The organism is Amycolatopsis sp. 2-15, assembly GCF_030285625.1.
Lineage (GTDB): Bacteria > Actinomycetota > Actinomycetes > Mycobacteriales > Pseudonocardiaceae > Amycolatopsis > Amycolatopsis carbonis.
On the sequence record NZ_CP127294.1, the window covers coordinates 4,154,120 to 4,167,011 of the forward strand.

Annotated in this window: 11 protein-coding genes; 6 read left to right on the plus strand and 5 right to left on the minus strand. The window is 71.1% G+C overall.

The genetic code is table 11. From position 1 onward, the window contains the following. The first annotated feature begins 22 nt into the window (after nucleotides 1-22). The 3 genes from QRX50_RS20610 to QRX50_RS20620 all read left to right on the plus strand — a co-directional run bounded on the left by QRX50_RS20610 (nucleotide 23) and on the right by QRX50_RS20620 (nucleotide 3,178). Nucleotides 23-718: a DUF6313 family protein gene (locus QRX50_RS20610; RefSeq protein WP_285973553.1), complete on the plus strand. Its 696-nt coding sequence runs from the start codon at nucleotides 23-25 to the stop codon at nucleotides 716-718. After that, nucleotides 705-2,516 (plus strand): PstS family phosphate ABC transporter substrate-binding protein, encoded by a 1,812-nt coding sequence (locus QRX50_RS20615; protein ID WP_285973554.1) that lies wholly within the window; start codon nucleotides 705-707, stop codon nucleotides 2,514-2,516. Before QRX50_RS20610 ends, QRX50_RS20615 begins: the two co-directional genes overlap by 14 nt. Nucleotides 2,517-2,602: 86 nt before the next feature. Next, on the plus strand, nucleotides 2,603-3,178 hold the full coding sequence (locus QRX50_RS20620) for an ATP-binding protein (protein WP_285973555.1): 576 nt from the start codon (nucleotides 2,603-2,605) through the stop codon (nucleotides 3,176-3,178). 151 nt (nucleotides 3,179-3,329) lie between these two features. On the opposite strand, the gene QRX50_RS20625 is transcribed toward QRX50_RS20620, so the two are convergent. Further along, on the minus strand, nucleotides 3,330-3,791 hold the full coding sequence (locus QRX50_RS20625; protein WP_285973556.1) for a DUF8821 family protein: 462 nt from the start codon (nucleotides 3,789-3,791) through the stop codon (nucleotides 3,330-3,332). A gap of 123 nt (nucleotides 3,792-3,914) precedes the next feature. Beyond that, nucleotides 3,915-7,625 (minus strand): S8 family serine peptidase, encoded by a 3,711-nt coding sequence (locus QRX50_RS20630; protein WP_285973557.1) that lies wholly within the window; start codon nucleotides 7,623-7,625, stop codon nucleotides 3,915-3,917. A gap of 155 nt (nucleotides 7,626-7,780) precedes the next feature. Between QRX50_RS20630 and QRX50_RS20635 the strand changes: the two genes are divergently transcribed. After that, complete coding sequence (locus QRX50_RS20635; protein ID WP_285973558.1) at nucleotides 7,781-8,776, plus strand: helix-turn-helix domain-containing protein; 996 nt, start codon at nucleotides 7,781-7,783, stop codon at nucleotides 8,774-8,776. 13 nt (nucleotides 8,777-8,789) lie between these two features. Here the strand turns inward: QRX50_RS20635 and QRX50_RS20640 are convergent, their stop codons facing one another. Further along, the gene (locus tag QRX50_RS20640) at nucleotides 8,790-9,662 is read right to left on the minus strand and encodes an aminoglycoside phosphotransferase family protein (RefSeq protein WP_285973559.1); all 873 of its coding nucleotides are present in this window, start codon (nucleotides 9,660-9,662) and stop codon (nucleotides 8,790-8,792) included. An 82-nt stretch (nucleotides 9,663-9,744) separates the two neighbouring features. Here QRX50_RS20640 and QRX50_RS20645 point away from each other — a divergent pair, with 82 nt between their 5' ends. After that, complete coding sequence (locus QRX50_RS20645) at nucleotides 9,745-10,497, plus strand: MBL fold metallo-hydrolase (protein WP_285973560.1); 753 nt, start codon at nucleotides 9,745-9,747, stop codon at nucleotides 10,495-10,497. An 8-nt stretch (nucleotides 10,498-10,505) separates the two neighbouring features. Here QRX50_RS20645 and QRX50_RS20650 read toward each other — a convergent pair whose 3' ends face one another. Both QRX50_RS20650 and QRX50_RS20655 read right to left on the minus strand, forming a co-directional pair. Further along, nucleotides 10,506-10,727, minus strand: coding sequence for a dienelactone hydrolase family protein (locus QRX50_RS20650; RefSeq protein WP_434533296.1), 222 nt, complete (start codon nucleotides 10,725-10,727; stop codon nucleotides 10,506-10,508). Nucleotides 10,728-10,809: 82 nt separating this feature from the next. After that, on the minus strand, nucleotides 10,810-11,226 hold the full coding sequence (locus tag QRX50_RS20655) for a hypothetical protein (protein ID WP_285973561.1): 417 nt from the start codon (nucleotides 11,224-11,226) through the stop codon (nucleotides 10,810-10,812). A 781-nt stretch (nucleotides 11,227-12,007) separates the two neighbouring features. On the opposite strand from QRX50_RS20655, the gene QRX50_RS20660 reads away from it, so the two are divergent. Then, nucleotides 12,008-12,613, plus strand: a complete 606-nt coding sequence (locus tag QRX50_RS20660; protein ID WP_285973562.1) for an endonuclease domain-containing protein — start codon at nucleotides 12,008-12,010, stop codon at nucleotides 12,611-12,613. Nucleotides 12,614-12,892: the final 279 nt, after the last annotated feature.

The window sequence follows — 12,892 nt, forward strand, 5'->3', positions numbered from 1 at the left end:
CTCGGGCGAGGCGTCGCGGCGCATGACGAGGCAAATCACCGAAACGACCAACGTCGATCCACCGCCGCCGCGCGAGTCGATCCGGGCGTTGCTGCGGCGCCGCCGCCGGGGTGTCGGCCGGTTCAGGGGCATCCAGTACTGGCTGCGCGTGCGGGGCTACTACTTCCTCGCCGCGTTCGCGGGCCTGTTCGTGGTCAACGCCGTGGTCATCGGGGGCCGGGTCGCCTACGACGTGACTTTGCAGATCGATTCGCCGTGGGACACCTCGAGCCCCGCGCTCGCCCTGCCGCTGTCACTCGCCGGCTGGCTCGTGGTGACCGGTTTCGCCGGCGCCGTCGCGGGTTACGTGGTGACCGAGGTGACGGACAACCGCAACATCGGGCGGATGCGCGGCCGCGGGAACGCACGTCGCATCGCGCTCATCCCGCTGCTCGACCGCCTGCAGTACCGCCGGCACGGGTTCGAGGTGCCGCACTACTTCGGCATCCGGTTCGCCCTGCGCCACGACGGGGACTGGGCTCGCGCGCAGGACCACTGGGAGATCATCGTCGAGAAGTTCCTGAACGCCGCCGAGTCCGATCGCACCCACGGGCCGCGTCAGGCGATGTGGCAGGCCGTGCTGGAGGCCTCCTACGTCCTGGACGGAATGTCCGGAAAGTGCCCGGTGTGCGAGGAAACCGCGGCGAAGGGTGAGGGGAGAACCGATGCCCGCCAATGACCCGCAGCCGCCGCAGACCGTCGACGAGATCGCCCGGAGCCTCTACCGGACGGCTTACCCGGAGAAGACCGACGATTCCGGCTGGGTCGAGGAGCAGGTGTCGGTGGCCGTCGAGCGGATCAGCCGCGCGGAGCAGGCCGACCCCTCGACGTCGCCGGGCGCCCGGCCGCTGGACGACGCGGTGATCAACCGCGCCGCGCCGAAGTCGCGCCGGGGCCCGCGCATCGCCGCCGCGGTGGTCTCGGCCGTGGTGGTGCTCGTGGCCCTCGTGCTCGGGATCGCGGAGCGGCAATGGGTTGCCGAGACCGCGATCAGCGGCGACGGCATCCTCGGCCTCTCCATCGCGGCGGTGGTCGCCGCGCTGGCCACGAGCGTCAGCTACGTGCGGGTGCGCCGGCGGCAGATCCTGTCGTGCCGGGTGCGGATCGACGCGCCGTTCGGCGTCGACATCGGCGAAACCGTGCGCCTGGAAGGTGAACACGCGGCCGTGACCGACCCGGGGGTGGTCGTGGTGCGGGTGAAGAACACCGGTGGCTCGACGATCACGGCGGAGGACTACGTGTCCCCGCTCGCCCTGCACTTCCCGGGGCGGCAGGTGATCTCCGTCGACGCCACCGAGTTCGAGCCCGTCGAGCTGCACCGGGTGATCAGCAAGCTGCCCGGTTTCACGATCGAGGAAGACCGGGTGCAGCTGCCGAAGGTCCTGCTCGAACGGGAAGCCTCGTACAAGCTCGTGATCGTGCTCTCCGGGACGACGCCGGGGGAGAAACACCAGATCGCCGTCGAAGGCGTCCTGCGCGACGGCCGGATCACCACCCGCGAAGGCAAGGAGAAGGTCGGACCGGGCACGCTCGCGTGGGGCGGGCTGACGGCGATCTGCGCCGGTGCGCTCGCGGTGGTGCTGCTGCTCAACAACGTCGCGCCGTTCACCAAGCTGCCGCGGGGCGTGGCGTGCGAAGCGGGCTCGCTGAGCGTGGAGGGGTCCAGCGCGTTCGGCCGGGCCGCGACGGAGCTGGCCGGCTCGTACGAGGCGTACTGCCCGGGGGCGGCGGTGAAGGTCGGCACGCCGGGCAGCGTGGAAGGCCTGCAGCGCCTGCACGACGGCACCATCGACCTCGCCCTGTCCGATGGCAAGTTCGACGAGCCCGACTTCACCCGGTTCGTGCCGCAGAAGCTCGCGATCGTCCCGTTCACGTTGGTGGCGAGCAAAAACGTGCCCGTCGACAGCCTGTCGGTGGCGGACGTGCGGAAGATCTTCACCGGCGGCGCCCGCGTCTGGAGCGACATCACCGGTAACCTGCGCGACACGGGCGTGATCCGCGTCGCGGGCCGCTCCACCTCATCGGGCACGCGCCGCACGCTGGAGAACTACCTCCTCGGCACGCCTTCCGCCCCGATCGGCCAGGCCCCGGCCACGTCCGACTCCTGCCGCGACCTGCGCCCCGACCTCGCGGCCTCGTCCCCGATCATCTGCGAACAAGGCTCGACCGGCGACCTCATTGACCGCATCGCCACCCTCGGCGACGCCATCGGCTACGCGGACGTCTCCGACGTGGCCCAGTCGAGCGCCGTGAAGAAGATCAGCCTCGACGGCCGCGACGCCACCCTGGACGACATCCGCGGCGGCTATCCGTTTTGGACGGTGGAGGACGTGTTCAGCCGGGGGCCACTGGAATCGGGGTCGTTGGCGGCGGCGTTTCGGGACTACCTGCTGACGCCCGAGGCGCGGAACGCAATGGCGGGGTTTCAGTACTACGCGTGTGCGGCGGGGGAGCAGGATCTCTGCGACCGGCGGTGACGCGGTTTGCGCGCTGGTCGGTGCCGGCCCTCATCTCCGACGGCGATGCGCCCACCTGACCGGAACTGACGACCTACGCTTGAGCTGTGATCAACTGGCGCAATACCACCCACGACTGGGCCGGCACGGTGGACACCGCACACCTCAAGGTCGTCCGCTCCGCACCGGCGGAGTTCGCCCCGGGCGGTGTGCGGCATCTGGTGCTTGAGGTCTTGGCCTACGCCGCGGAAGAGGCCGAGTCGCGCGGCAGCGGTATCGCCGTGGTCACCCGGCACGCGGATGGTTCGATCTCTGTAGCCGACGATGGGCGCGGCACCGACACCCGCGTCGACGCTGCCGGGCGCACCGTCAAGAAACCGGTCATGGCTACCAAGGACCTGCGCTTCTTTGACCACCCGGCGGCCGCCACTCTGCCTGACGGGCATCCGCGCCGGGGCATGTCAGTGGTGGCAGCGCTGAGCGAATGGCTCGAGCACATCAACCGCCGCGCGAACGGATCGTGGAGGCAGCGCTACGAGCACGGCATCCCCGTGACCGACCTGACCCCGATCTGCGACGACGGCGCAACAGGCACCACCGTCCACTTCCTTCCGACGCTGCGCGGGCCGGTGGACTTCAGGGGGCTGGACTTCGGACCGCACTTGACCGTGGTCCTCCGTTGATGGGCCAACGCCAGCCCGTGGTGCGGACATTGGCCGTTGGTGCCGACGGAGCAGGTTGGCCGCCGGAACTCCGGGCACGTCTTAGGTGACGTTGGGTGGGTGGACGGGTCCCGACGAGGGCCAACGGCCGCACCGAGGCCGTCTCTCGGGGTCAGTACTCGTTCTTGATCACGAAGTAGGACCCGCGGATCGTGCCCGCCAGTTTGGACTTCTGGCGAGCGAACTTGAACGAGGGGAGTTCCTCGGGAATTTCCATCCCGTCGGACAGCTTGAACCCGACAGCCCGCTTGCCGGACTCGTCGATCGTGTACATGACGTTGATCGACAGCCCGTTCTCGTAGAAGACGTAGGCCATCCGGATGTTCTCGACCTGGAACGCGGTCGCCTCGAGCGGGCGGGAGGCGATGACGATGCCGCGTTCCTCCGAAAGGATCCGGCGGACCCAGTCGACGGTCGCCGCGGCGTCGGCGGCGGGCTCGACCGTGAAGACGTGGTCGTACTTGTTCTTGAAGTACCGGGCCTCGTTCGCGCGCAGGCCGGCGAGCGCGGCGGCGACCGGCGACGACTCCAGGCCGGCGGTCGATACGGTGCTGAAGTCCACGGTGTGGGTCATGGCGAGTGCCTCCGCGTCTCGGTCCGGTCGGCGGAGTCGGGCGTCGTCCACCGACGGCCAGCGTAGGCGTAGGGGAGCGCAGGCGCGGCCCGCCCCGGAGCAGGGCGGGCCGCGAGAGAAACGTCAGCGAAGCCCGAAAGCCCGCACGATCGTCTGCGTGACGGAGTTGCCCGCGGAATCACCGGCGGTCACCCGCAGCGAGGCGAACCGCGCCTTTTTCGGTGCGTCCAGGCGGTAGTCGCCGCGGTGGTCGTCGGAGAGGCGGGTCCAGGTGGTGCCGTCGTCGTAGGAGACCTCCACGCGGGGTGCGCGAAGGGTGCCGCCGCCCGCGATCGAGACGGGGGTCAGGCCCACGGAGACCGGGGCGCGTTGTTCGACGGTGACGCCGAACTTCGAGTCGCGGGGCACGGTTCCGGAGGCGTTGGGGTCGAGATCGTAACGGATCTGCAGCAGCGGCAACAGGTCCTGCCCACCGGAGACCTTCGGGGCGGCCGAGGTGAACGTCCACGCCGTCGTGGTCGAGGACGAGTAGGGGCTCAGCGCCGCGTCGCGCTCGTTCGCCACGACCAGGCGGTACTGCCGCGGTCCGGAGCTGGGCGCGGTGGGATACATGATGAGCCCGTTGTCGGATTCGCCCAGCTGCGTGTCGCCCTGGAACAGGGTCACGGTCTGGTGCGAGTGCTGCGCGTCGGAGATCGCGCCGACGTGGTCGGCGTTGCCGTAGCCCGGCACGTCGATCCGCAGCTGGTCGCCGGTGCGCGTCGGGCCGAGGTAGTTGTTGTTGAGGTACGGCCGCTGGATGGGCGTGAACCAGTCGTCGCTGGACACGGTGCCGGGCCGGTACGTCCGCGCCACGCCCCACTCGCCCAGCACGCCGTCGGTGACCTCGTGGCCCCACCGGTTCGCGCCGTCGGTGGTGACCCAGTCGGTGCGGTGCCCGCTGGCGGCCATGGCGACGTAGGTCCCGATGCCCCACTCCGAGTACGACGGGAAGTCGTACCGCCATTCCTCACCGCCACCCTGGGGGACGGCACCGGCGAACGTCTCGTCGACGCGCGCGAGGTTCTTGCCCGACGCGTGGACGACCATGTCCTGGGGCACGTCGTTGTGCCACGTGTGCATGAGGTCGTAGAGGTACGCCGGTGCCGGGTGCGACTCCGTGCGCAGCGTCGCGTTGCGCTGCCGGGCCTGGGCGATCAGCTTGGCGCCCTCGTCGGCGCTGAGGAGCCCGACGTCGACGGGGCTCGGGTGCAGCGAGTCCGTGCCGAAGAACAGGCTCTGCCGCCCGGGCCGGTCGTTGGCCACCAGCAACACCTTGGCACCGGCGTCGGCCGCAGCCTTGGCCAGCTCGGCCGGGTTCGCCGTCGCGGTGCGCCGGATGACCACCGCCTTGCCCTGTGCCTTGAGGCCCGCGTAGTCCGACGGCGCGCCGTTGCCCGCGAATACCAGCGGCAGGTTCCGGGTTCCGTCGGGTAGCGGGGTGACACCCGCCTGGCGCAGGACGTCGGTGTAGTCGGTGCCCCGGGCGGACACCGTCAGGCCGGGCTGTTCCTTGCGCCACCGCGCGCCGACGATGAAGTCGCCGTGCGTCACCTTGCCCTGCGGCTGGATCCACAGGCTGTCGGCGCCCGCGTCGGCGAGCCCGAAGTCGTGCCAGCGGCCGTCCGGATTGAGCATCCGCGAGTACTCGAGCCGTAGGTAGCTCGGCACGCCGGGCTGCGGGGTGGTCTCGTCGACCAGCCGGACGTGGCCGGCGTCGAGTGTGATCGTGCGGTCCCCGTCGAACGTGAAGTCGGGGTCGCCGAGCAGCGCCACGCCCTGGGAGTTCGGGCCGTGGACGCCGGGCACGGTCAGGTATCCGAGTGCCGAGTACTGGTCGTCCGGCGTGTAGAAGCTCACGCTGCCGTCGACCGGCACCGGGATCGGGATCGGATCGCCCGCGCGGAGCACGATCACGAAGGCGGAGGCGGGTTGGCCGGCGGCGTCCTTGACGTTGATGGTCAGCAGGTGCGTCAGCGCGCCGAGCGAAACCGCGGTGTGCGCCGCGAGCGCGCCGTCCGGACCGGTGGCCAGGATCTGGGCGGTGAAGCCATCGGACGCGCCTGGCGCGGCGTGCGGGTCGATGGTCACGGTGACCGCGGCGGTGCCGTGCGCGGGCACGGTGACCCGGTCGGCCGAGAGCGTGAACATCCCCTTCGGCACGCCGGGCGCGGCGACCGACAGGGCGAGATTCACCGGCGTGGCACCGAAGTTGGTGTACGTCACCGGGCGGCGGACCGCGGCGGACCCGTTCTGCCCGGCGTACGCGGTGGCCGAGGCGAAGATCCCGGCTCGGGCGGCGGCCGCCACGTCCACGCGGCCGCTGCCGGCCTGGAACGCGGTGTAGCCGGGAGTCTGCTTGGCGGTGCTGGTCAGCAGGTCCTTCAGCTGGGCGCCGGTGAGCTCGGGGTGTTTCGCGGCGAGCAGCGCGGCGGCGCCGACCACGTGCGGCGTGGACATCGACGTGCCGCTCATCGTCTGGTAGAAGCCCTCGCCTTCGGCGGTGTATTGCGACCGAGCGGCCAGGATGTCGACGCCCGGCGCGGTGATCTCCGGCTTGAGCGCGCCGTCGCCGACCCGGGGTCCTTCGCTCGAGAACTCGGCGAGGTGATCGGTGCTGTCCACCGCGCCCACGGTCAGCGCCGCGTCGGCGGCGCCGGGCGAGCTGACGGTGCCGGCGCCGGCGGTGTTGCCCGCGGCGATCACGAACAGCGCGCCGGTCTGCGCGCTGAGCCGGTTCACCGCCTGGGACATCGGATCCGTGCCGTCGGAGGGCTCCTGCGAGCCCAGGCTCATGTTGATGATCTTGGCGTGCTCGTCGACCGCCGCCCACTCCATGCCGGCGAGGATCTCGGAGTCGCTGCCGGAGCCGGAGTTCGCCAGCACCTTGCCGATGTGCAGGCGAGCGCCCGGGGCGACACCCTTTTCGGTGCCGCCGGACGCGGCGCCCGTGCCGGCGATGGTGGAGGCGACGTGGGTGCCGTGGCCGTAGAGGTCCTTGACGTCCTCGCCGGGGATGAAGCTGCGCGTGTCGACGATGCGTCCCGCCAGGTCGGGGTGGCCCTCGTCCACGCCCGTGTCGAGCACCGCGACGTCGACGCCCTGACCGGTGTCGCCGCCGGTCCAGACCTCGGGCGCGCCGATCTGCGCGGTCGACTCGGCCAGGTCGGCGTGGACCTTGCCGTCGAGCCAGATCTGCTTGATGCCGTTCGCGAACGCCGGTGCCGCCGCGAAGGACGACGGCGCCCCCGCCGTCACCGCGGCCCAGAAGTCCTGCGCCTGCGCGTGGTTCTCGGTGACGGCGGCGCCGTCGACGCTCGCCAGTGGACGGACCAGCGCCGAGCCGCGGGGCGCGGTGTTCGCCCGGAATCCCGGGGAAGGGTTCGTGTACGAGACGATCAGGGGCAGGTCGGCGCGGTGCGCGTCGTCGTAGCCGGCGGCGATCAGGTCCGTGACGTCGAAGAGGCGCCGGTCCAGGATCCCCTTGGCGAGGTAGGGCATCGCCGAGGACGGGTAGACGTACACGTCGCCGGCCGACTCGAGGATCCGCGCGTCGGCGGGGCCGCCGTCGGGGCCCTTGACCGAGATCGTCCCCCCGTTGTCACCGGTGTCGCCGGTCGTGTTCACCGTGACGACATCGCCGGTGACCAGGGTGACGGTGTGGGTTTGCGGGGCCGCGGGCCCCGACGATCTGCCGGGTGCGGCCGAGGCCGGACCGGCGACCAGAACCGTGCTGAGCGACGACGCGAGGCACGCGGCCGCCGCGACGGCCCGACGCTTGCGTGAACTTCTCAACGAGGGATTCCTTTCTGCGCAGGGGCAGACCGGCGGGCGCAATTGCCACACCGGAACGGCCGAACAGTGCCAGCCGCCGGAACCCGTCACAAGATCCCCGCGTGGCTGCTCACTGCCACCTGGCACAATCCCGACAACTCCGGTAGGACATTCGCATGGAGCTCGGGGTCCTGGGGTTGTCCTCCGACGAGGAGCGGGTCTATGAAGCGCTCGTCGCCCTGCCCGGGTCGACGGTCGCCGGGCTCGCCGACCACCTGTCGAGCCCGGCGGGCCCGTTGCAGCAGACGCTCGACGCCCTCGTCGACAATCACCTGGTGGCCGCGAGCGGCAGCCCGGCGCGGTACCTGGCCGCTCCGCCGGACATCGCGATCAACCAGCTCGTGCAGCAGCGCGAGCGCGAACTGAGCGCGGCGCGCGCGAAAGTGCACGCGCTGTCGGAGATCCACCGCAGCGCGCACCGGACGAGCCCCGAGCTCGTGATCGAGCAGCTCACCGACCGCGAAACGATCGCCGCGGCCGTCGCGCACCTGGAATCCGAGGCGCTGCACCAGGTCCGCGTGTTCGACACCCCGCCGTACTACGAGCCGCCCGGCGGTGAAGGCGCCGCCCGCAACACCCAGGCGCAGATCGCCCGCCACCAGAACGACGGCGTCGCGCACCGCGTGATCTACAGCCTGGACGCGGTGGCCTGGCCGCAGAAGCTGGAAACCGACATCCTGCCCGCCGTCCGCGGCGGCGAAGAAGCCCGGACCCGCCGGACCCTGCCCATCAAACTCATCATCCGCGACGACCAGGACGCCCTCATCCCCTTCGACCTCAGCCACAGCGGCCTGCAGGTCGCCTACCTCGTCCGGCGCTCCCCGCTCCTCACCGCCCTCGAGGCCCTCTTCGAGGGCGAATGGGCCCAGGCCGCCCCGCTCGACGCGTCCGCGGTGACGCCGGGTCCGTTCGGCGGCGGTCCCCGCCCGGACGACGAAACCCGCGCCCTGCTCACGATGATGATGGCGGGCCTCACCGACACCGCCATCGCGCGCGTGAACGGCTGGAGCACCCGGACGACGTACCGCCGGCTCCAGCGGCTGATGACGGAGCTGGGCGCGTCGACACGGTTTCAGGCGGGCAGCCTGGCGGAACGCCGCGGCTGGTTGTGAGCGGGCGGGTCGATCAACGAGCCAGGAAGAGCAGCTCCTCGATCTCCGGCTCCGGACCGCCTCGGGTGAGGCGCGCGATGGCTGCCATGGGCGCGACCACCTGGCTCCAGGTGTACAGCCGGTTCCCGTCGAGCCCACACGCGGCCGCGACCCGCCGGCAACGAGCCGCGACACCCTCGTGCCCGGCACCGGCCACCACGTAGTCGACGGCGTCGAAGCACGGATCGCCCACGCACGCTTTCGGGTCGATCGCGACCAGCCCCCGCGGGCCGCCGTCGAGGACGTTGCCGAGATGCAGGTCGCCGTGCACCAGCACGAGCTTGGTCTGCGTGGCCAGCAGCGTCTCGCAGCGCCGGATCGCCCGCTGCCACGTGTCCTGATCGATCCGCGCGCCGATGGCCGGGTCGGACAGCCTCCGGCCGATCCGGGCGAAGGCCTCGGCACACCGACCACGCAGGTCCCAGGGCCAGCGCGCGGGCGGGGCCACGGCGTGCAGCGCGGTCAGCAACTCACCCCACCGCCGCGGCATCTCCGGCTGCGGCAGGTCCTCGGCCTCGGTGCCGGGCACGATCTCCTCCAGCACCATCGCGCCGGCTTCGGCGTCGGCGGCCAAGACGACCGGCACCCGCCCCGATGGCGCGAACACGCGCAGCATCTCCACCTGCTTGGTCAACAACGCCCGATCCGGACTGAGCTTGAGCACCGCTCGTGTCCCGTCGGGCCATCGGCAGCGCAGGACCACCGACGAGGCGCCACTCGCGAAAAGCTCACCGAGCCCGAGGCCCCACTGGGCGGACAGCCGCGCCGCGAGGGCCGGAACCTCAGCAAGCCAATCCTCGGCCTCGGGACCGAACCGCGCCCTCAAGCGCGCACCGACGTCAGCCATGTCCACCCCGGAAGTCTCCACCTCGGCGGGCGTTTCCGCCGCGCCCCTCGCCTCGGGTGGCGACACCTGACACAGTGGACCGATGCTGAATCAGGTGGCCGACGGCGTCTGGGTGCGGCAGAGCGAATGGGTCTGGAGCAACGCCATCGTGGTGCGCGGGGACGACGGCCTCGTCCTGGTCGATCCCGGCATCAGCGGCGCCGAGCTGGACGCGCTCGCCGACGACGTGGCGCGCCTCGGCGTCCCGGTGGTCGCCGGGTTCGCGACCCACCCCCACTGGGACCACCTGCTCTGGCACTCCCGCTTCGGCGACGTCCCGCGCTACGCCACCGCCACTTGCGCCGAAGTCGCGACCGGAGCCCGGGAGCGAGCGCAGGCGATGGCCGCGGAGAGCGCGTCGGGTGTCCCGCTCGAGCTGGTCGCGCTGGTCACCCCGCTGCCCGCGGACGGGGGCTCGCTGCCGGGCGAGCTCGTGGAGCACGACGCGCACGCCGCCGGCCACGCCGCGGTCCTCCTCGCGGACCGCGGCGTCCTGCTCGCCGGCGACATGCTCTCCGACGTCCTGATCCCCCTGCTGGACCCCCGCCGCCCCGGCCAAGCCGACGCCTACGCGGCGGCACTCGACCGCCTGGCCGAAGCGGCCCGGCACGTCGACGTCCTGGTCCCCGGCCACGGCTCCGTCGCCGAGGGGCCTGAGGTGGCGGCCCGCCTCACCGCCGATCGTGCGTACCTCGACGCGCTGCGGAGCGGAGCGGAACCGGTCGACGCGCGTCTTGAACAGGACTGGCTCGCAGGCCCGCACCAGGCGAACGTGGCCCGATGCTCAGCCGGATGAACGGGTCGTCAAGCCGGTAGGGTCCGCTGCAGGAACTCCACCGTCAGCTCCCAAGCGCGAGCAGCGGCTTCCGGCCGGTAGAACATCGGCGCCACCCGGTTGTGGAAGGCATGTCCGGCGTCCTCCTGCACATGGATTTCCGCCCCCGGATGCCCGGCGACCGCTGACTCGACCACAGCAACATCCGAACGCGGAATGAACGGATCCTGCCCCCCGAGGCGGACTGCCATTTGTTTACATATACGTGACCTGGGCGAACCCGGCCCAGCCGTCCCGGCCCGTCCCAGCAGCGGGACGCCTCGCACTGAGGCTCTAGCTGCGAAAACAATGGTTGGGGCAGGTGGGACACGTTTCCCCGCGCTCGTCCCAGCCGTCCCCGACACGCGCTCGAACTCCGTCTCCGAGAAGTGTCCGGCCTCGTACACACGCACTATCTACACCGGGGCTGGTCGTCGCATAGACGACCAGCTCTTTTGGTTCGTAGAGTAGCTCCAGGTTCAGCGCTCGGTACAAACAACTCAGGCCGGCCGTTGTCGCGTCGGCCAGCGTTCCGCAGACGTCGCCGAGAGCGTCAATCCTCGCGTAGATCTCGGCAACCGTCACGTTCGACTCCGCCGGAACAGCGTCGATGTGCGCCCGCGCCGCCGCGGGCTCGGCCTGCGCTTGGTTGATCGGTTCGAGAAGCGCCGCCGGGTCGACGCCGGCGGTAATGGCGGCCTGTTGTGCCACGAGTCCTATTGCAACCGCTACCGCGCCGCCACCCGCACCGGCCCCCCGACAGCTCCAGCGGCAACACCGGCTTCCGCACCGCCGCCGACACCTGAGAACGGCGTACTGCGTCGATCCGGTAGAGCGGGCGTGACCGACACGTCCACGGACGCGTACCGCGGTCAGGCGGACCCATGTGGCGTGCTGGTCGGTGAACACGGGGCTGCCCGCCAGGACCATGGGCATTCGCTCGCTCGGACCACGTACCGTGTCTTGTTCCTCGCGTTGCTCCGCACGTGCATCCGGACGACGCGATCCGGCTCCCCGGTCTCCCAGGTCCGAGACTCCGCGCTGAGCCGGGACTCGGCGAGCTGGGCTGCGAGTTCCCAGACCGGGACCACGTGGGGGCGCTGAAGATGACCCGGGCCGTCCGTGACGAGGTGCCTCCAGGTGCCGAGGACCCACACGGGGGGCGCAATCGGCCAGCTGACGGAAGACGACGATCTCGGTGGCGAGATGGGTGATGCCCAGGACACGGACCGCGGCAGGGTCGGCCGGGTCGGCGGGATGCGACGGATCGCCGGGGAAGTAGGCGACGAGCCAGGTCATCGCGGAGTGGATGATCACGCCGCGCTCGGTCGTGACGTGGCCGGACTGTGGCTGAGGGCGTCGGATTTCGACGACGGTGCCGGCCGGCGGGAAAGTAGGTCGCGGGCGCTCCAGCGCTCGAAGTACACGTGCGGCGGATGCTGGCGCGGCTCGCCACGGCGGCCCGGGATCGACGATCCGGAGTGCACTCGGCGTGGCCGGCGACGCGATCCAGCGGCACATCGGCCATGCGCAGGCGGAGAGCACCGCACGGTACGGGGAGCATGTGCGCGACTTCGAGACGTCGCCGGCGCTGCTCGCGGCGACCGCCTTCGAGGCAGCCGGGCTACCGACGAACGCGACAACGCCGGTGGCCAAGATCCGAAACCGGTTGATCGCGACGTACGGCCCGACGTGCATGACCTGTCCGACGCTGGGCGACCGTGTCGATCACGACCACGCGACTGGCCTTGTCCGCGGCCTTCTGTGCAACTGGTGCATCAGCCGAGTCGACCACTGCCTGCACGTGGATGGCTGTGCCTTCGCGGACTACCTCACCAGACCACCGGCAACCGGGCTGAGGATCCGCTACCCAAACCGCGGCCGTCCGGCTCGATCGCCAACCCTGGACGCAGCCGGCCGTCGAGCACGACGAGAGGAGATCGCCGCGGCTGCGGAAGGCGCCCTGCAGGGTGCAGAAGACCGCGCGGCGGAACAACTAGACCGGACCCGGCGGGCGCGGGCCGCACCGGCACATCGCCGGCGCCGACCGGCGCCGGGGACACCCACCGCCCAGGACCTGTCCCCGGACAAGGCGTGATCGTTCCCGGTCACCGCGGCCTGGGGCGACCTACACAGTCGGAACGCGGCGGTCGTCCCACGCGAACACCCCGTTCCCCTTCACCCAGCTGAGTCCATGAATCCCCATCGGGGCCAGGATTCCTCGCACGCCCGCAGCGTCTTGACGCGGCCGGTGAAACCGGGTAACCCACCAGGTTCCCCGCGTCCTGTCCCGGCAGTGCTGCCACGCCTCGACTCCGCACTTCGAGCAGGGCACACCGGCACACGCGTTCCATGCCCGGCGCAGTGCGGCGTCGAC